Below are 17,985 nucleotides of genomic sequence, written 5' to 3' on the forward strand. Positions count from 1 at the left end.
TGCTGCCCTCGCCCGCGTAGAAAGCCGTGAGGGGAACCCTGAGGGAATCAGATTCCCTCAGGGTTCCCCTCACGGACTTCAGGCTCAGCGCAGGCGAAGAGCGCGCTTCACCGTGCCGAACAGGTCGGTCTGGTTGGTCAAGCCCACGACGTTCGCCGCCTGCGGCCCGTAAGCCGCGATGCGGACCTGCGTGCCGGTGTGCTCCATCGACGAACCGGGCAGCGCCGTGCCGTAGTTGAGGGTCATGTTCGCGCCCTCGTTGGTGATCAGCGTGGCGGTCTGGCCAGGAGTCTTGGCGTCGTTGGACACGATCTGGCTGGTGTGCCCGTGGTCGGCAGTCACCACGACGAGCGTGTCGGTGTGGCTGCGCGCATAAGCGAGCCCAGCCGCGACAGCCGCGTCGAAGTCGATCGTCTCGCCGATCTGCCCGCACGGGTCAGCCGCGTGGTCCTGCTTGTCGATCGAAGCACCCTCGACCTGTAGGAAGAATCCCTTGTTGCTGCGCCGATCCTCCAGCAGCTGCAACGCCTTCTGCGTCTGCGCCACCAGCTTCGGCTGCGTCTTCGGCAGCGCCGGGTTCGGGGTGCAGCGAGTCGGCGCGGTACCGCCCTGCGTCGCCTTCGGCCCGCTCCAGTTCACCGGCATGTTGCCCGAGGCGAACAGCCCGAGCAGCGGCTGGCCCGGACGAGCCTTGGCCAGGTCGTCGGCCGTGTTGACGACGTTGTACCCAGCGGCCTTGGCCTGCTCCAGAACCGGCTTGCCCTTGAACTGCCCGGCGGTCGCCAACTGGGCGAAGTACTTCGCGCCGCCGCCGAGGAGCACGTCCGGGCGGGTCTGCACGAGCTGCTCGGAGATCGAGCCCGCGCCGCCGTTCTCCTTGGCGTTCTGCGCGCACTTCTTGGTCGTCTCGTCCGGGCCCTTGCAGTCGCGGTCGACGACGTGCGCGCCGAGCACGGCCGGGGTCGCGTCCTGGACCTCGGCGGTGGTCACGTCGCCGGTGCGGAGACCGCTGCGCTTCGCGAGCTCGAGCAGCGTCGGGACCGGGTTGCCGTAGGCATCAACGGAAATCGCGCCGTTGTAGGTCTTCGTGCCGGTCGCCCAGCCGGTGCCCGACGCCGCGGAGTCGGTGACGTAGTCCGGCTTCGCCGGGTTGCCCTTCTCGACCGCGTACGTGGTGTAGTCGCCGGTCAGCGGGAACTCGTCCATCGCGAGCCGGCCTGCCGCGCCGCGCTCGTAGTTGCGCGCCGAGGTGATCTCGGACTGGCCCATGCCGTCGCCGATGAACAGGATGACGTTGCGCGCGTGCCCGCCCTGGATCGCCTGGCGGACCTCCTGCGTGCGGTCGCCCGCGCCGGCCGAAGCGGTGCGCGCGCCCTGGTCGTCCTGGTTGCCCTGCGCGGCGATCGCGACCGGGGCCGCGGCGACCATCGCGACGCCCAGCGCGCCCGCCGCCAGCCACTTGCGGCGGCCTGCCAAGACCGTTCTCATGGTTCTCCTCGAGGTGCTTCTCGTCCGGAACTTCCGGATGTGACCCATTAGTGCTCGCCGATGTGTTCGATGCGGAGAATCCGGATGAGCGCCCGGTGTCCGGAAAGCGAACTCCGATGCGGTCACGGCCGGTGAACAGGCCGGAACCGGGTCCTCTTACACTCGGGTCGTGGCTTCACCTCTCATCGCACCCAGCATCCTGTCCGCCGACTTCGCCAAGCTCGGCGAGGAGATCGCTGCCGTCGCGCGCCCCGGGGAGACCCGGGCCGACTGGGTGCACGTGGACGTCATGGACGCGCACTTCGTGCCCAACCTGACCCTTGGCCTCCCGGTGGTCCAGTCGATCCTCAAGTCGACCGACGTCCCCATCGACTGCCACCTGATGATCGACGACCCGGACCGCTGGGCGATCGGCTACGCCGAGGCCGGCGCGTACAACGTCACGGTGCACGTGGAAGCCGCCGCGGACCCGGTCATGCTGGCGAAGAACCTGCGCGCCGCGGGCGCGAAGGCGGGGCTGTCGATCAAGCCGGGCACGCCGCTCGAACCGCATCTGGAAACCCTCAAGCACTACGACACGCTGCTCGTCATGTCGGTCGAACCGGGCTTCGGCGGGCAGTCGTTCATCGCTGATGTCCTGGAGAAGGTGCGCACCGCGCGCCGCCTGGTCGACACCGGGCACCTCAAGCTGATCGTCGAGATCGACGGCGGGATCAACTCCGACACCATCGAACAGGCCGCCGAAGCGGGCGTCGACTGCTTCGTCGCGGGCTCGGCCGTCTACGGCGCCGAGGACCCCGGCCGCGCCGTCGCCGCGCTGCGCGAGCAGGCCGCCCGCCTCCGCGTCAGCTGACGTCGCGCCCCGGGAAGCTCCCGGGGGCGCGACGGGTGTTGGATGGAAGGGCCACCGAGGGCGGTGGCCGGGCGAGGAGGCAGCAGTGTTCACGGGAATTGTCGAAGAGGTCGGCGAGGTCACGGCGGTCGAGCAGCTCACCGACGCGGCTCGGCTCACCGTGCGCGGCCCGTTGGTCACCTCGGACGCGGGCCACGGCGATTCGATCGCGGTCAGCGGCGTCTGCCTGACCGTCGTCACGGTCTCGGGCGGCGAGTTCACCGTCGATGTGGTGAACGAAACACTCCAGCGTTCGAGCCTCGCGAAGGTGGCCGTCGGCGACGCGGTGAACCTCGAGCGCGCGACCCCGGCGGGCGGGCGGCTCGGCGGGCACATCATGCAGGGCCACGTGGACGGCACCGGCGTCTTCGTCTCCCGCGACGAGCGCGGCGTGACGACGTTCTCCCTGCCCCCGGCCTTGTCGCGGTACGTCGTGGAGAAGGGTTCGATCGCCGTCGACGGCGTTTCGCTCACCGTCGCGAGCGTCTCGGAGGACCGGTTTTCGGTCGCGTTGATCCCCACCACGCTCGAGGTGACGACCCTCGGCAGGCGGGAAGAAGGCGACCACGTGAACCTCGAAGTGGACGTCGTCGCGAAGTACGTGGAGAAGCTCACTGCGCCACACGTGGCGGCGAACGCGCACAATGTGTGACATCCACCCGGCGGCGGCAGCGAAGGAGCACCCGTGAGCGAGACGAAGGCGGCCGAGCCGCAGACCGGTTGGACCCCGTGCGGAGCAGGCGCGGTGGTAGACGTCGACGCCATCGAAGCCGCGATCGCGGACATCGCCGCCGGGCGCGCCGTGGTTGTAGTCGACGACGAGGACCGCGAGAACGAGGGCGACCTCATCTTCGCCGCCGAGAAGGCGACGCCGGAGCTGCTCGCGTTCATGGTGCGCTACACCTCGGGTTACGTGTGCGTCGCGCTGACCGAGTCCGAGGCGGACCGGCTCGACCTGCCGCCGATGTACCACACGAACCAGGACCAGCGCGGGACCGCGTACAGCGTCACGGTCGACGCGGCGGAGGGCATCACCACCGGCATCTCCGGCACCGACCGCGCGCACACCACCCGGCTGCTGGCCGACCCCGAAGCCACCGCGAAGGACTTCCGCCGCCCCGGGCACGTGGTGCCGCTGCGCGCCAAGGAAGGCGGCGTGCTGCGCCGTCCCGGGCACACCGAGGCCGCGGTGGACCTGGCCCGGCTGGCGGGCCTGCACCCGGCGGGCGCGCTCTGCGAGATCGTGTCGCAGAAGGACGAGGGCGACATGGCACGGCGCGACGAGCTGGAAGTGTTCGCCGCCGACCACGACCTCAAAATCATTTCGATCGCGGACCTGATCGCCTACCGGCGGCGCACCGAGAAGCAGGTGGAGCGCGTCGCCGAGGCGCGGATCCCGTTGGCCGCGGGCGAGTTCCGCGCGGTCGGGTACGACAGCCTGCTCGACGGGATCGAGCACGTCGCGTTCGTCTACGGCGAGATCGGCGACGGCGAGGACATCCTGGTCCGCGTCCACTCCGAATGCCTCACCGGCGACGTCTTCGGTTCGCTGCGCTGCGACTGCGGCCCGCAGCTGGACGCCGCGCTGCAGAAGGTGGCCGACGAAGGCCGCGGGGTCGTGCTCTACATCCGCGGGCACGAAGGCCGCGGCATCGGCCTGCTGCACAAGCTTCAGGCCTACCAGCTGCAGGACGCGGGCGCGGACACGGTCGACGCGAACCTGGCGCTGGGCGTTCCCGCCGACGCGCGCGACTACGGCACCGGCGCGCAGATCCTGTGCGACCTCGGCGTCCGGTCGATGCGGCTGCTCACGAACAACCCGGCGAAGCGGGTCGGCCTCGAGGGCTACGGCCTGCGCGTCACCGGCCGGGTCGCGCTGCCGATCTCGCCGAACCCGGAAAACCTGCGGTACCTGCGCACGAAGCGCGACCGGATGGGGCACGACCTCAGCCAGCTCGAGCACTACGACCAGGTCGGCGCGTCCGACCATGCCACCGAGGAGGACACCACGCGATGAGCGGCGAGGGGCGGCCGGAAGCCGCGCTCGACCTGCGCGACTGCAAGTCCCTGCGGCTGGCGGTCGTCGCGACGCGGTGGAACGCGAAGATCACCGACGTGCTGCTGGAGCGCGCTCTCGCCGCGGCGAAAGACGCCGGGCTGGAGGAAGAGCCCACGGTCATCCGCGTGGCGGGCGCGGTGGAGCTTCCGGTCGCGGCGCAGGCGCTGGCGCGCAACCACGACGCGGTCGTCGCGCTGGGCGTCGTGATCCGCGGTGGCACCCCGCACTTCGAGTATGTATGCGACGCGGTCACGGCCGGCCTCACCCGGGTCGCGCTCGACGAGAGCACCCCGGTCGGCAACGGCGTGCTGACCTGCGACACCGAGCAGCAGGCGCTGGACCGTTCCGGCATGCCCGGCTCCGTGGAGGACAAAGGCTACGAAGCGGCCGTGGCGGCGCTCGACACCGCGCACGTGCTGCGCGGTCTCGACAAGCCGTGGACCGAGCGGGGATTCGTGTGAGCGTGATGACCGAGGAGCAGACCGCCCTGGTGATCCGGCCGCGCCGGGCGCTCGTGATGTGCAGCGTCCTGGCGGTGGCGCTGCTCGCGGCGTTCGTGATCGTGGCGGTTTTGCTGCGCAGCTCGCACACCGGCGTCGTGTTCGAGGCGTCGGACCAGATCGCGATGATCGGCATCGGCGTCGCGCTCTCGGCGGGCACGATGCTGTTCGGCAACGCCCGCGTCCGCGCGGACGCCACCGGCATCGAGGTCCGCAACGTCCTCGCGCGGCGCGTGTTCACCTGGGATCAGGTGCTGTCGATCAGCTTCCCGGACGGCGCCTCGTGGGCCCGGCTGGAACTGCCGGACGACGAGTACTTCTCGGTGATGGCCGTGCAGGCGGTGGACCGGGAACGCGCGGTGATGGCGGTGCGGGCGCTGCGCAAGCTGCACCGGGCCGCCACCGAGGCTTGAGTTTTTACCGCCCCGGATCCAGCTCCAGGTCCACGACGATCGGTGCGTGGTCGGACGGCCCCTTGCCCTTGCGGGCCTCGCGGTCCACGTAGGAATCGGTGACCGCCTTGGCGAAAACCTCGTTCCCGTAGACGAGGTCGATGCGCATTCCCTTGTTGTTGGGGAAGTTCCCGGCGCGGTAGTCCCAGTACGTGAACGGGTGGTCGTACTTCAGCGGCCGCGGGAAAACGTCGGACAGTCCCGCGTCGCGGAGCTTCTTCAGCGCTGCCCGTTCGGGCTCGGTGACGTGCGTGGAATCGGCGAAAGCTGAGATGTCCCAGACGTCCTGGTCCGTCGGCGCAACGTTGAAGTCGCCCAGCACCGCGAACGGACGCGCGTGCTGCAGCTCTTCGCCGACCAGATCGCTGAGCTTCTCGAACCACTCGAGTTTGTAGGCGTAGTGCGGGTTTTCCGGCTCGCGCCCGTTCGGCACGTACACCGACCAGATGCGGATCCCACCGCACGTCGCGCCGATCGCGCGCGCCTCGGCCTGCCCGTCGAAGCCCGGTTCGCCCGGCAGCCCGCGCACCACGTCGTCGAGCCCGATCTTGGAGAGGATCGCGACGCCGTTCCACCGCCCGAGCCCGTAAGCAGCGACCTCGTACCCGCGCGCGGTGATCTCGTCGGCGGGGAAGGCTTCGGTGGTGTTCTTGAGTTCCTGCAGGCAGAGCACGTCCGGCGCGGTGCGGTCGAGCCAGTCGAGCACGCGAGGCAGCCGGGGAACGATGGAATTGACGTTCCAGGTGGCGACGCGGACGGTCATGGCTGCTCCCTGATCGTTCTGCGGGTCGGCGTGGCTACGGTACCGGCAGGCCGGTGTCGGCTCCCGGTCGCGGCGCCACGATCGATGCGCGTCCGCCGGGTGTCCGGGCTCCGCCTGGTACGCAATGCAGATGTCCGTGCAGGGCTCCTTGAGGGAATCAGATTCCTGCAAGGAGCCCTTCACGGAGGACTGCTGGAGCGGAGAGTCATGCGGCCGTCTCGTTCCAGCCGGTGGGGTCTCACGGAAACTGTCGGACCCTCGCCATACAGTGGGGCACGTGGCTGATCCGACCACCTACCGACCTCAGCCGGGGAGCATCCCGGACTCGCCTGGCGTCTACAAGTTCCGCGACGACGCCAAGCGGGTCATCTACGTCGGCAAAGCGAAGAGCCTGCGCAGCAGGCTGAACTCGTACTTCGCCGACCTGTCCGGCCTTCATCCGCGCACGCGGCAGATGGTCACCACCGCGGCGAGCGTCGAGTGGACCGTCGTCGGCACCGAGGTCGAGGCGCTCCAGTTGGAGTACAACTGGATCAAGGAGTTCGACCCTCGCTTCAACGTCCGCTACCGCGACGACAAGAGCTACCCGGTCCTCGCGGTCACGCTGAACGAGGAATTCCCCCGACTGCACGTCTACCGCGGCGCGCGCAAGAAGGGCGTCCGCTACTTCGGGCCGTACTCGCACGCGTGGGCGATCCGCGAAACCCTCGACCTTCTCCTGCGCGTTTTCCCCGCCCGCACCTGTTCCACCGGCGTCTTCCGCCGCCACGGGCAGATCGGGCGGCCGTGCCTGCTCGGCTACATCGACAAGTGCTCGGCACCGTGCGTCGGCCGGGTGTCGGCGGACGAGCACCGGGCGATCGTCGAGGACTTCTGCGACTTCCTCGCCGGCCGCACGGACGCGATGGTGAAGCGGCTCGAACGGGAGATGGCCGCGGCGTCGGAGGAGCTGGAGTTCGAACGGGCCGCGCGGCTGCGGGACGACCTCGGCGCGTTGCGTCGCGCGATGGAGAAGCAGGCCGTGGTGTTCGGCGACGGCACAGACGCCGATGTCGTCGCCTTCGCGCACGACGAACTCGAGGCCGCCGTCCAGGTCTTCCACGTGCGCGGCGGGCGCGTGCGCGGGCAGCGCGGCTGGGTGATCGACAAGGCCGAGGAGATGGACGTCCAAGCGCTGGTCGACCACTTCCTCACCCAGTTCTACGGCGAGGAATCCGACCGCGTGGGCCGCGACGACGTCGAGACGGGGCCGGTCGTCCCGCGCGAGGTCCTGGTGCCGGAGCTGCCCGCGGACGCCGACGCGGTCGAGGAGTGGCTGTCCGGCCTGCGCGGGTCGCGGGTGCGGCTGCGGGTCGCGCAGCGCGGCGACAAGAAGGCGCTCGCGGAAACCGTGGAGCGCAACGCGAAGGAAGCGTTCACCCAGCACAAACTGCGCCGCGCGGGCGATCTCACCGCGCGGTCCGCGGCGCTGCAGGAACTCCAGGACTACCTGGCGCTCGACACCGCGCCGCTGCGCATCGAATGCATCGACATCAGCCACATCCAGGGCAGCGACGTCGTGGCGTCGCTGGTGGTGTTCGAGGACGGGCTGCCGCGCAAGTCCGAGTACCGCAAGTTCGCGCTGCGCGAGGCGGCGACCGAGGGCGACGTCGCGTCCATCGCGGAGGTCGTGCGGCGGCGGTTCTACCGCTATCTCAAGGAAACCGCCGAAAACGCGGCTGAGACAACGGAAACCGCGGACGAGACCGTCGAGGAAGCGGGGGACGAGGCGATCCAGCCGGTGCGCGCCGGGATCGACCCGGAGACCGGCCGCCCGCGCAAATTCGCCTATCCGCCGAACCTGCTGGTCGTCGACGGCGCGGGCCCGCAGGCCACCGCCGCCGCGGACGTGCTGGCCGAACTGGGCATCACCGACATCGCCGTCGTCGGGCTCGCGAAGCGGCTCGAAGAGGTGTGGCTGCCGGGAGAACCGGATCCGATGATCCTGCCGCGCACGTCCGACGCGCTGTTCCTGCTGCAGCGGCTGCGCGACGAGGCGCACCGGTTCGCCATTCGCTACCACCGCGAAAAACGCGCCAAGCGCATGCAGACGTCCGAATTGGACAGTGTGCCCGGACTCGGGCAGGCTCGGCGCACCGCGCTGATCAAGCACTTCGGCTCGGTGAAGAAGCTCAAGCAGGCCCGGGTCGAGGAAATCGAAGCGGTGCCCGGTTTCGGCAGGCGCACCGCCGAGGCCGTGGTGGCGGCACTGGCCGGGGAGACCGGCGCCGCACCGCGAGCAGTACCGGGAGGGGACCAGGGGTCGTGATCGGGAAGGAAGCACACAAGTGAGTGCGGAAGAGGAAAAACGGGGCAGCGGGATGGAGGTCGCGGTCGTGTCCGGCCTCTCCGGCGCGGGCCGCTCCACGGCGGCCAAATGCCTGGAGGACCTCGGCTGGTTCGTGGTCGACAACCTGCCGCCGGAGCTGATCGCCACAATGGTCGAGCTCGGCGCGCAGGCGCGGGGGGCGATCACGAAGGTGGCGGTGGTGATGGACGTGCGTTCGCGCGCGTTCACCGACGACCTGGCCTCGGTGATCAAGGACCTGGACGCGCGCGGGTACAAGCCGCGCGTGCTGTTCCTGGAGGCCACCGACGCGGTGCTGGTGCGCCGCTTCGAATCGGTCCGCCGCGGCCATCCGATGCAGGGCGACGGCAGGCTCGCCGACGGCATCACCGCCGAGCGCAAGCTGCTTTCGCCGCTGCGCGAGGAGGCTGACCTGGTGCTCGACACGTCCGCGCTGTCGGTGCACGACCTGCGCGCGAAAATCGAGGACGCGTTCGGCTCCGAGGCCAGCACGCAGACCCGCGTCACCGTGCTGTCCTTCGGCTACAAGTACGGTTTGCCGATGGACGCCGACCTGGTGATGGACGTGCGGTTCTTGCCGAACCCGTTCTGGATCCCGGAGCTGCGCGAGCACACCGGCCTCGACGGCGAGGTGCGCAATTACGTCCTGTCGCAGGAAGGCGCCGAGGAGTTCCTCGACCGTTACCACCAGCTGCTGCGGCTCATCGGCGCCGGCTACAAGCGCGAGGGCAAGCGGTACCTGACGCTCGCGGTCGGCTGCACCGGCGGCAAACACCGCAGCGTAGCGATCTCCGAGGAACTCGCCCAGCGACTGTCCAATGAGGACGGCATGGCAGTAAAGGTGGTGCACCGGGATCTTGGCCGGGAGTGACGTGCGCGCGGTGGCGCTGGGCGGAGGACACGGGCTGCACGCGACGCTGACCGCGCTCCGGCGGATCACCCGCGCCGTCACGGCGGTGGTGACGGTGGCCGACGACGGCGGATCGTCCGGCAGGCTGCGGCGCGAACTGGGGCTGCTGCCGCCGGGCGACCTGCGCCAGGCGTTCGCCGCCTTCGCCGCGGAGGACGGCGGGCGGCTGTGGGCGGAGGTGTTCCAGCACCGCTTCGGCGGCGACGGCGCGCTCGCCGGGCACGCCGTCGGGAACCTGCTGCTCGCCGGGTTGTTCGAGGTGCTCGGCGACCCGGTGGCCGCGCTCGACGAGGCCAGCAGGCTGATGGGCATCTCCGGCCGCGTGCTGCCGATGTCGCCGGAGCCGCTGGAGATCGAGGGCGAGGTCAGCGGCCTGGACAGCGAGAACCCGGACGCGATCCGGCGGATCCGCGGCCAGGTCGCGGTCGCCAGCACCCCCGGCCAGGTGCACCGCATCACCTTGCACCCGGCAGGCCGCCAGGAACGCCCGCCGCGCGGCTGCGCGGAGGCGATCGAGGCGGTGCTGGAGGCGGACGTCGTGTTCCTCGGGCCTGGCTCGTGGTTCACCAGCGTGCTGCCGCATTTGCTCGTCCCGGATCTGCACGACGCGCTCGTGCGCACGACGGCCACGAAGGTCGTCGTGCTGAACTTGGTCCCCCAACCGGGGGAAACCGGCGGATTCTCCCCGGAGCGGCATCTGGACGTACTCTTCGAGCACGCGCCCGCGCTGCGGGTCGACGCCGTCGTCGCTGACCGTGATTCCGTCCCTGACCCGGCAAGCCTGCGCCGGGCGGCCGAACGCCTGGGAGCGAGGGCCTGCCTGGGGGCGGTGGCCGACCCGGTCGTGGAGGGACGGCATGATCCAGGTGCGCTCGCCCAGTGCATGCGAGAGGCACTAGGCCTCGGCGGGGAGCACTGTGGGTGACGGCGGGCGCGCAGCGAAAGGCAGGAGGGGCAGTACATGGCGATGACCGCCGCGGTGAAGGACGAACTGAGCCGGCTCGAGATCACGAAGATCGGGCCGCGCCGGGCGGAGGTCGCGTCGCTGCTTCGCTTCGCGGGCGGGCTGCACATCGTGGCCGGCCGGGTCGTGGTCGAGGCGGAGCTGGACACGGGTTCGGTCGCGCGGCGGCTGCGCAAGGAGATCCACGAGCTGTACGGGCATCATTCGGACGTGCACGTGATCACCGCGAGCGGCGGCCTGCGCAAGGGGACGCGGTACGTCGTGCGCGTGGTGAAGGACGGCGAGGGCTTGGCTCGGCAGACCGGCCTGATCGACCAGCGCGGACGCCCCGTGCGCGGCCTGCCCGCCGCCGTGGTGTCCGGCGGGGTGGCCGACGCCGAAGCGGCTTGGCGCGGCGCCTTCCTGGCCCACGGCTCGCTGACCGAACCGGGCCGTTCGTCGTCCCTCGAGGTGACCTGCCCGGGCCCGGAAGCGGCCCTGGCACTGGTCGGAGCCGCCCGCCGGATGGGCATCCAGGCGAAGTCCCGCGAGGTGCGGGGAGCGGACCGGGTCGTGGTCCGCGACGGTGACGCCATCGGAGCCCTGCTGACCCGCCTGGGCGCGCACACGAGCGTGCTGCAGTGGGAAGAACGCCGGATGCGCCGGGAAGTCCGCGCGACCGCCAACCGCCTCGCGAACTTCGACGACGCGAACCTGCGCCGCTCGGCCCGCGCGGCAGTCGCGGCGGCCGCCCGGGTGGAGCGGGCTCTGGAAATCCTGGGCGACACCGCTCCGGACCACCTGCTCGCCGCCGGTCGCCTGCGCTTGTCGAACCGCCAGGCGTCGCTCGAGGAACTGGGCCAGCTGTCCGACCCGCAGATGACGAAAGACGCGGTAGCCGGCCGGATCCGGCGGCTGCTGGCGATGGCGGACAAGCGGGCGAAGGAACTGAGCATCCCGGACACCGAATCAGCGGTGACGCCGGAAATGCTGGAGGAAGAAGCCTGACGCGGCTGTCGGGTTCACGCTGGGGAGCGAGGCGGCCGGGTTCAGGCCGGGGGGCGAGGCAGCCGCGAAGCTGCCGGGGCTGCGGCGGGAAGCGCGGGGCTGTGGCGGGAAGCTGCCGGGAAGCGGCCGGGCTGTGGCGGGAAGCTGCGGGGAGCGGCGGGAAGCGGCGGCTGAGCGTGGGTGCGGGGCTTGTGAGTGCTGATCACGGTTCTAACCGGGGCAGCCACTCACGACCACCCCGCTGCCCGGCTTGCCGCCCCCTCGCACTTCCGCCTGCCTCGTTGACGCGCCTTGGCTCGCTCCGCGCGGTGAGCGGATCGTTCCGCCCGCTACGTGTGTTCCGTCGCGCTTGCCACGCGTGCGTTGCCGCTCCTCGGAGCACCTGCCCACCGCCCCGTACTGAGCCTCGCACCTGCTCAGCTCAGCCGCGTCCGGCCGCCAAGATTTCGTCCACAGTGGACAAATCACTCCCGCCACACCACCGGGTTCGCTACCGTGGGGGCCATGATCGATGTGCCGCTTTCCGCACTTGAACTCGCGCTCGTCGAAGCCGGGCAGTCGGCCACGGCGGCGCTCGGGCCGCTGTCCTCGGTCGCTCGGCGGCTCGACGACCTCGGCTACCACCGCCTCTGGTTCGCCGAGCATCACGGTTCCCCGGCGATCGCCAGCGCGTCCCCGCAGGTGCTCGCGGCGTATGCGGCCGCGGTGACGTCGCGGGTGCGCGTCGGGTCCGGCGGGGTCCTCGCGCCGAACCACGCGCCGTTCGCGCTGGCTGAGCAGTTCGGCACGCTTTCCGCCCTCAGCGGCGGCCGGGTCGATCTCGGCGTCGGGCGCGGGCCGGGTGCGCTCGATCCGGAGATCATCCGTGCGCTGCGCCGAGGAGCCGAACCGGCCGGAGAGGCCGACTACCACGCGGATGTCGACGAGTTGCTGAGGCATCTCGGCAGCGAGAAGGTGCTCCCGGGCGGGGTGACCGTGCCGGAGCCGTGGCTGCTCAGCTCCAGCCCGGCGGGCGCGGAGGTCGCGGCCGAGCGCGGGCTGCCGATCGCGTTCGCGCATCACATCCGGCCGGACAACACCGCGCCCTCGCTGGAGCGGTACCGGGAGAAGTTCCGGCCCTCGAAGTGGCGGTCCGAGCCGTACGTGCTGCTGTGCGTCGAGACGATCTGCGCGGACACCGACGCCGAGGCCGAATACCTGTCCGGGCCGATGAACGTCCTCAAATCCCACCTGCTCACCGGCGGCGGGGGAGACCAGCCGATGCTGACCCCGGAGCAGGCCGCCGAGTACGAGTTCGCGCCGGAGATGGTTCCGCAGCTCGAACACTTCCGCGCCGCGCAGGCGTACGGCGAACCGGACCAGGTCCAAGCGCGGCTGGCTGAGCTGGCTAAGCAGACCGGTGCGGACGAAATCATGGTCACAGTGCCGGTGTTCGACGCGAAGGCGCGCATCCGCTGTTACGAACTGGTGGCCGGAGCATGAAAAGGTGCGGCAGGGTGACCGGCGCCGCTCCGGTCACCCTGCCGCGGCTTATCCGGCGAGACCCGCGCCGGGGAACTTCAGCTGCACCACCACGTTGTCGATGGTGTCCGGCGTGCCGCCGAGCTTGTCGTTGTTCGTCGAGGTCACCCAGAGGTGCCCGTCCGGCGTCTTGGTCACCGAGCGCAGGCGGCCCCAGCGGCCGGAGAACACCGCGGACACCGTGCCGATGCTGTCGCCCTTGATCTGCGTCGCGAACAGCTGCTTGCCGGTCACCGCGGCGATGTAGATCCAGTCGTTCACGATCTCGATGCCCGACGGCCCGGCCTGCGAGGTCGGCCACGTCTTCTTCGGCGCGATCGTCCCGCTGCAGTCGCCGATCGTGCCCTCGCAGGCCGACCAGCCGTAGTTGCCGCCCTTTTGGATCAGGTTCAGCTCGTCCTGGCTGCTCTCGCCGAACTCCGACGACCACAGCCGCCCTTGCGAATCCCAGGCGAGGCCTTGCGGGTTGCGGTGCCCGTAGCTCCAGACGTACCGCGCGTTGCCGCCGGTGGCGTAGAACGGGTTGTCGCTCGGCGCGGAACCGTTCGGGTTGAGCCGCAGGATCTTGCCGTTGAGCGAGCTCTTGTTCTGCGCGTTCGCCTTGACCTTCGCGTCGCCGACGGTGGCGTACAGCTTGCCGTCCGGGCCGAACGCGATCCGGCCGCCGTTGTGGTACTGGTTTTTCGACATGCCGGTCAGCACCGGGGTCGTGGTCTTCGACAGCGTGGTGCCGTCGTAGGTGACCTTCACGATCCGGTTGTCGCTGGACGACGTGTGGTACAGGTACACCGCGTGGTCGGTGTTCCACTGCGGCGAAATCGCCAGCCCGAGCAGGCCGCCCTCGCCGTTCGTCGTGACCACGCCGGGGATCTTGCCGAGCGTCGTCTTCTTGCCGTCCGGGGTGATCTGCAGCAGCTCGAACCGGTCCCGTTCGGTCACCAGCGCGTTGCCGTTCGGCAGGAAACCGACGGCCCAGCCGAGGTCGACCTTCGCGATGTCCTTGTCGTACGAGGGGATTCCGCCGCCCGCACCGCTGCTGCTGGTCGTCTTCGCGGTGACCGCGTTGCTCGCCGCGGACGCGTTTCCGTTGGGGTCACGCGCCTTCACGGTGAACGTGTAGGAAGTGTTCGGTTTGAGGTCGGTGACCGTCGCCGAAGTCTGCGTCGTGGTCGAGACGATATCCGTGCCCTGGTACACGTCGTAACCGGCGATCGAGCCGCTGTCGTCGGTGGAAGCCTTCCAGGACAACGAAATGCTGTCCGAAGTGCTGCCGGTCGCCTTGAGCGAACCGGGCACGCTCGGCGGGGTTTTGTCGTCGCTAGGCGGGGTTTTCACTCCGACGACGTTGCTCGGCTGGGACGGGTTGCCCGCCGCGTCGTAGGCGATCACCGAGATGTCGTACGACGTGTTCGGCGTCAACTGGTCGACGGTCGCCGAAGTGGTCTTGCCGTCCACGACCTTCAGCGTGTTGCCGCCGCGGTTGATCTCGTACCGCGTGACGCCGACGTTGTCCGTGGCCGGGTCCCAGCGGAAATCGGCCGCGGTGGGCCGGATGTTCGACGCCTGGAAGTTCTTCGGCGGCGTCGGCGGTTCGTTGTCGGCCGGGGCGCTGAAGCTGTCGGTGATCTTGTCAGTGTTGGGCCCGCCGTTCGCGGACGCTGAAACGGTGCGCACGTGGTTGACGCCCGCGGTGAGCTGCACGGTCGTGGTGACGGTCTTCCACGTCGTCCAGGAACCCGTGCCAGGGAAGGAAACCGTGCCCTTGTCGCCGCCGTCGACCACGAGCTTCATCGGGCGGTCGTCGGCGGTTCCGTTGGCGTAGCGGAAAGTCAGCGTGTGCGTGCCGGCCTGTGCCGCGTTGACCGAGTAGTCGGCGTAGCTGCCGACGAGATTGTCGAAGTCCACGAATCCCTTGCCGGAGTACCCGGAGTGGTTCGTGGCGATCTTGGCCTGGGAGAGTGTCGCGTCCTCGGACTCGTAATCCCCGGTCGCCGCGGTCGCGGTCACGGGGGTCAGCAGTGCGCAGCCGAGCGCGGTCGCCGCGGTACCGGCGAACAGCGCGCTCAACGTCGAGCGTCGTGCCACGGGGGCCTCCTGCTTGAGGGGGATCGGGGCGGCGGCGGGGAACTGCACAGTCTTCGTTAGGAAAGTTTCCTATTTATCGGGACAGATCACACACCCTCGGCAGGTGCGGTGTCAATAGTGCGATCGCGGCATTACGCTCCGCAGCCGTAGCCGCGGAGCGCAAGCCGGAGGAACCGGCGGGTCAGAAGCCGGCGATGTCCGCCCGCGCGATCACCTTCGTGATCCTCGCCCGGACGAGGGATTCTTCGGGGACGGCGTTGCGCTCGCCGTAGGCCGGGCCGTTCTCCTCGCCCATGTACCGCGCGCCGAGCTTGGTGGCCCACTCGCGCATTTCGTCGAGGTCGTGGTGCAGCTCCGCTTCGGCGGTGAACTGCACGTACGAGAACGGCGGCCGCTGGTCGTCGACGGCCAGCGAGATCCGCGCGTCGCGGCGCAGGGCCTTGCCTTTCAGCGTGTCCGTGCCGGTGGTGAAGATCAATTCGTCACCGCCAGGCCCCTCGTTCAGCAGAAACCACACCGGCGTGACGACGGGCGCCCCGTTGGCCCGCACGATCCCCAGCATCCCGGTCCGCGTGCCCTCGCTCGCGAACTTCCACCACTCCGCCCTGGTCATCTCCCGCATGCCCGCCACGCTAGCCGTCCGCGTGTGCGGGCGCCCGGGCAGGCCGACTAGCCTGACCTGCTGTGCGATACGACGAGATGGGCGCGGCCGGACTCGCCGACGAGGGGCTGACCCGTCGGCTGAAGGCGCTCGCCTGCACCGCGCCGTTGCACGACCTCGACGCGCGCAAGGCGAAGCTCGACTGGGCCGACGCCACCGTCTACCAGATGGCCGAGATCGCGCTGCACACGATCGACCAGGTCACCATCGCGATGGACTTCGACACCGGCGCGGGCCACGACCAGGTCATCGACCGGCTGCTGCCGTTCATCTCGCTGCAGGCGCCCTCGCGGATGCCGGAAGAGCACGTGCGCGTCGCGAAGTGGGTGCTGGACAACCTGATCAACGTCGGCACCACCGACCGCGGCTTCCGACGTGTGTACGGCTCGCTCGGCCCTGGCGGCTACCAGCGCCGCCAGTTCGACTTCAAGCTCCTGGTCGAGCTGGCCGCGCCGGACGGCGAGGTGTACCTGCGCGCCACCGACGAGGCGATCAACGTGCTGGTCGGCGCGCTGGACACGGACGTCGAGTCGGCGCAGATCGCGGCCGAGGTGAAGCTGGAGAACCTGATCAACCGCGGCCGCCTCGCCGACGCGAAGCTCGCTGCGGAGCAGGCGCGCTACCGCACCGTGCAGTACGGCGAGACGCTGCGCGCGAAACTCGACGCCACCCGTCGTGACGTGCGCGCGGTCGACTGGGAGAGCGAGGTGCCGGAGCTGATCGAATCGGCACTCGGGCACATCGAGTCCCGGTTCCGCGCGGAAAACGCGATCCTCAAGAACATCACCACCGCGCGCGACGAATCCGAGGACGCCGACCACAAGCGCCGCGCGGCCGAGCTGGTCGACATCGTCGCCGACTGCATCCGCCGCCACACCCGGCTCCAGTCGCGGCTGGCCGACGCCGGTGCGGTCTTCCGCGCCGAACAGGACCGCCAGCAGTTCTCCGGACCGCCGCAGCGGGCCACGATCGACCTGTTCGGCCAGCTCCTGATGCCGACGCTCGGCCTGCCGCTCGCCGACGCCACCGCGCCCGCCGAGCACTTCTTCCACGCCGTCGCGGGCATCACGACGCCGGTCGTGCCGTCGCTGTCCTCGCTGGTGTCGCTGCTGCTGCGGCCCGCCCCGGAACGCGACCAGCTGGTCGGCGAGGTCCCGGAACCGGAGCTGGTGCCCGCCGAGGTGACCGACCGCTTCGGCGACGACGTGTGGCGGCTCGCCGACGAACTGCTCGACCTGCCCGACGTGCCGCGCCGGCTGTCCGGGCTGCTGGAGGACGCGCGCCGCTCCGGGCAGCCGAACCTGGCGTCCCTGGTCGCGCTGCGCGCGGTGCACGCTTACAGTCCCGAGGTCGGCGCGGCGCGCCGGCAGGGGGAACGCCACGTGCTGCTCGCCGTCGACGACGGCACCCTGCTCGACGACCCGGAGTTCGGCGGGGCCGATCTGCTGCTGTCCACTGCGGAGGTCGAACGAGCTGACGACGAGACCGAGGAGGTCGCCTGATGCCCGTGACGCACACGAGCGTCGACGCCGAGGCCGCCGCGCGCCTCGTCGCTTTCGGCATGCGCCCGAAGCAGTTGCCCGCCCGCGACGTCGTGTACGGCGAGCTGGTGCGCCGCTACGGCGAGGACAACGCGTTCAAGGCGCTCACCCACGCGGTCGCGTCCGGGCTCGGGCTGATGGTGCTGGAGGTGACGCAGCAGGCCGGATGCGTGCTCGCGGCCACCGACGAGTCCGTCTTCGAGATCAAGATGGACAGCTACGCGCGGCAAGCCAAAATCCGCGAGCGGCGCGAGACGGAAAAGGTGCTGCACGGCCTGATCCACCTCGCGACGGCCGCGCTCGGCTACCCGCGGCCGGACGATCTGGCCAACGACACGTACATCGGCCGGGTGAGCGTCGAGCAGGTCGACGCGATGGTCCGTGAAGCCGCGCGTGTGCTCGACGAGCGCGCGCAGCTGGCCGAGGCCAACAACGACCCGCTCGCGGACGCGCCGGAGCTGGAACAGGCGTGGCGCGCGTATGCCCGCCGTCCGGCCGCCGCGGCGACGAAGGACGGCCGGATGGCTGCGGACACCACACGCGGGATGGTGTCGCGGGCGCTGCGTTTCCTTGCCGACCAAGGCTTTTTGGTGCAGGTGAGCGACGAACAGGGCGGCACTTACCGCACGACGCCGCGGTATCAGATCCAGGTGCGCGAGCTGGCCGCGGACGCCGCGTTCGACGACTTGCTCGCGCTCGACGTCGTCGCGGTCGCCGGGGCCGGGGGAACGCTGCGCGCGACGGCCTCGGACACGCTGCAGTGAGGGAACCGAAGTCCGTGAGGGGAACCCTGAGGGAATCAGATTCCCTCAGGG

Annotated in this window: 15 protein-coding genes and 1 pseudogene; 12 read left to right on the top strand and 4 right to left on the bottom strand. The window is 70.2% G+C overall.

Annotated elements, in window-relative coordinates; translation table 11 throughout:
* Positions 1-84: 84 nt before the first annotated feature.
* A complete protein-coding gene (gene phoA, locus ACWDNU_RS40615; RefSeq protein WP_449672762.1) occupies positions 85-1,488 on the bottom strand; it encodes an alkaline phosphatase in 1,404 nt (467 codons plus the stop codon).
* 169 nt (positions 1,489-1,657) lie between these two features.
* Here phoA and rpe point away from each other — a divergent pair, with 169 nt between their 5' ends.
* The 5 genes from rpe (at position 1,658) to ACWDNU_RS40640 (ending at position 5,352) form a co-directional block, all read left to right on the top strand.
* Positions 1,658-2,341 (top strand): ribulose-phosphate 3-epimerase, encoded by a 684-nt coding sequence (gene rpe, locus ACWDNU_RS40620; RefSeq protein WP_449672763.1) that lies wholly within the window; start codon positions 1,658-1,660, stop codon positions 2,339-2,341.
* A gap of 85 nt (positions 2,342-2,426) precedes the next feature.
* Positions 2,427-3,032, top strand: coding sequence for a riboflavin synthase (locus ACWDNU_RS40625; RefSeq protein WP_344267282.1), 606 nt, complete (start codon positions 2,427-2,429; stop codon positions 3,030-3,032).
* 93 nt (positions 3,033-3,125) lie between these two features.
* Positions 3,126-4,397, top strand: coding sequence for a bifunctional 3,4-dihydroxy-2-butanone-4-phosphate synthase/GTP cyclohydrolase II (locus ACWDNU_RS40630; RefSeq protein WP_449672769.1), 1,272 nt, complete (start codon positions 3,126-3,128; stop codon positions 4,395-4,397).
* Complete coding sequence (gene ribH / locus ACWDNU_RS40635; protein ID WP_370938750.1) at positions 4,394-4,900, top strand: 6,7-dimethyl-8-ribityllumazine synthase; 507 nt, start codon at positions 4,394-4,396, stop codon at positions 4,898-4,900. The genes ACWDNU_RS40630 and ribH overlap by 4 nt, the downstream gene beginning before the upstream one ends.
* 5 nt (positions 4,901-4,905) lie before the next feature.
* On the top strand, positions 4,906-5,352 hold the full coding sequence (locus tag ACWDNU_RS40640; RefSeq protein ID WP_449672764.1) for a PH domain-containing protein: 447 nt from the start codon (positions 4,906-4,908) through the stop codon (positions 5,350-5,352).
* A 4-nt stretch (positions 5,353-5,356) separates the two neighbouring features.
* Here the strand turns inward: ACWDNU_RS40640 and ACWDNU_RS40645 are convergent, their stop codons facing one another.
* A complete protein-coding gene (locus ACWDNU_RS40645; protein ID WP_449672765.1) occupies positions 5,357-6,154 on the bottom strand; it encodes an exodeoxyribonuclease III in 798 nt (265 codons plus the stop codon).
* Between the two features lie 277 nt (positions 6,155-6,431).
* On the opposite strand from ACWDNU_RS40645, the gene uvrC reads away from it, so the two are divergent.
* The 5 genes from uvrC to ACWDNU_RS40670 all read left to right on the top strand — a co-directional run bounded on the left by uvrC (position 6,432) and on the right by ACWDNU_RS40670 (position 12,844).
* Entirely contained in the window at positions 6,432-8,462 is a 2,031-nt protein-coding gene (gene uvrC, locus ACWDNU_RS40650; protein ID WP_449672766.1) for an excinuclease ABC subunit UvrC, read from the top strand.
* Positions 8,463-8,514: 52 nt separating this feature from the next.
* Positions 8,515-9,372: an RNase adapter RapZ gene (gene rapZ, locus ACWDNU_RS40655; protein ID WP_020658140.1), complete on the top strand. Its 858-nt coding sequence runs from the start codon at positions 8,515-8,517 to the stop codon at positions 9,370-9,372.
* Between the two features lies 1 nt (position 9,373).
* Positions 9,374-10,336 (top strand): gluconeogenesis factor YvcK family protein, encoded by a 963-nt coding sequence (locus ACWDNU_RS40660; RefSeq protein WP_449672770.1) that lies wholly within the window; start codon positions 9,374-9,376, stop codon positions 10,334-10,336.
* A gap of 36 nt (positions 10,337-10,372) precedes the next feature.
* Positions 10,373-11,362, top strand: coding sequence for a DNA-binding protein WhiA (whiA, locus tag ACWDNU_RS40665; RefSeq protein WP_093574335.1), 990 nt, complete (start codon positions 10,373-10,375; stop codon positions 11,360-11,362).
* A 504-nt stretch (positions 11,363-11,866) separates the two neighbouring features.
* Positions 11,867-12,844: an LLM class flavin-dependent oxidoreductase gene (locus ACWDNU_RS40670; protein ID WP_449672767.1), complete on the top strand. Its 978-nt coding sequence runs from the start codon at positions 11,867-11,869 to the stop codon at positions 12,842-12,844.
* A gap of 51 nt (positions 12,845-12,895) precedes the next feature.
* Here the strand turns inward: ACWDNU_RS40670 and ACWDNU_RS40675 are convergent.
* Both ACWDNU_RS40675 and ACWDNU_RS40680 read right to left on the bottom strand, forming a co-directional pair.
* Positions 12,896-14,941: pseudogene (locus ACWDNU_RS40675) on the bottom strand (PQQ-dependent sugar dehydrogenase); the annotation flags it as partial.
* Positions 14,942-15,149: 208 nt separating this feature from the next.
* The gene (locus ACWDNU_RS40680) at positions 15,150-15,590 is read right to left on the bottom strand and encodes a PPOX class F420-dependent oxidoreductase (RefSeq protein WP_449672768.1); all 441 of its coding nucleotides are present in this window, start codon (positions 15,588-15,590) and stop codon (positions 15,150-15,152) included.
* Positions 15,591-15,667: 77 nt separating this feature from the next.
* Here ACWDNU_RS40680 and ACWDNU_RS40685 point away from each other — a divergent pair, with 77 nt between their 5' ends.
* Both ACWDNU_RS40685 and ACWDNU_RS40690 read left to right on the top strand, forming a co-directional pair.
* Entirely contained in the window at positions 15,668-17,131 is a 1,464-nt protein-coding gene (locus ACWDNU_RS40685; RefSeq protein WP_370940507.1) for a hypothetical protein, read from the top strand.
* Positions 17,131-17,934 (top strand): hypothetical protein, encoded by an 804-nt coding sequence (locus ACWDNU_RS40690; RefSeq protein WP_037814632.1) that lies wholly within the window; start codon positions 17,131-17,133, stop codon positions 17,932-17,934. Before ACWDNU_RS40685 ends, ACWDNU_RS40690 begins: the two co-directional genes overlap by 1 nt.
* Positions 17,935-17,985: the final 51 nt, after the last annotated feature.

The organism is Amycolatopsis sp. NPDC003676, from assembly GCF_053587275.1.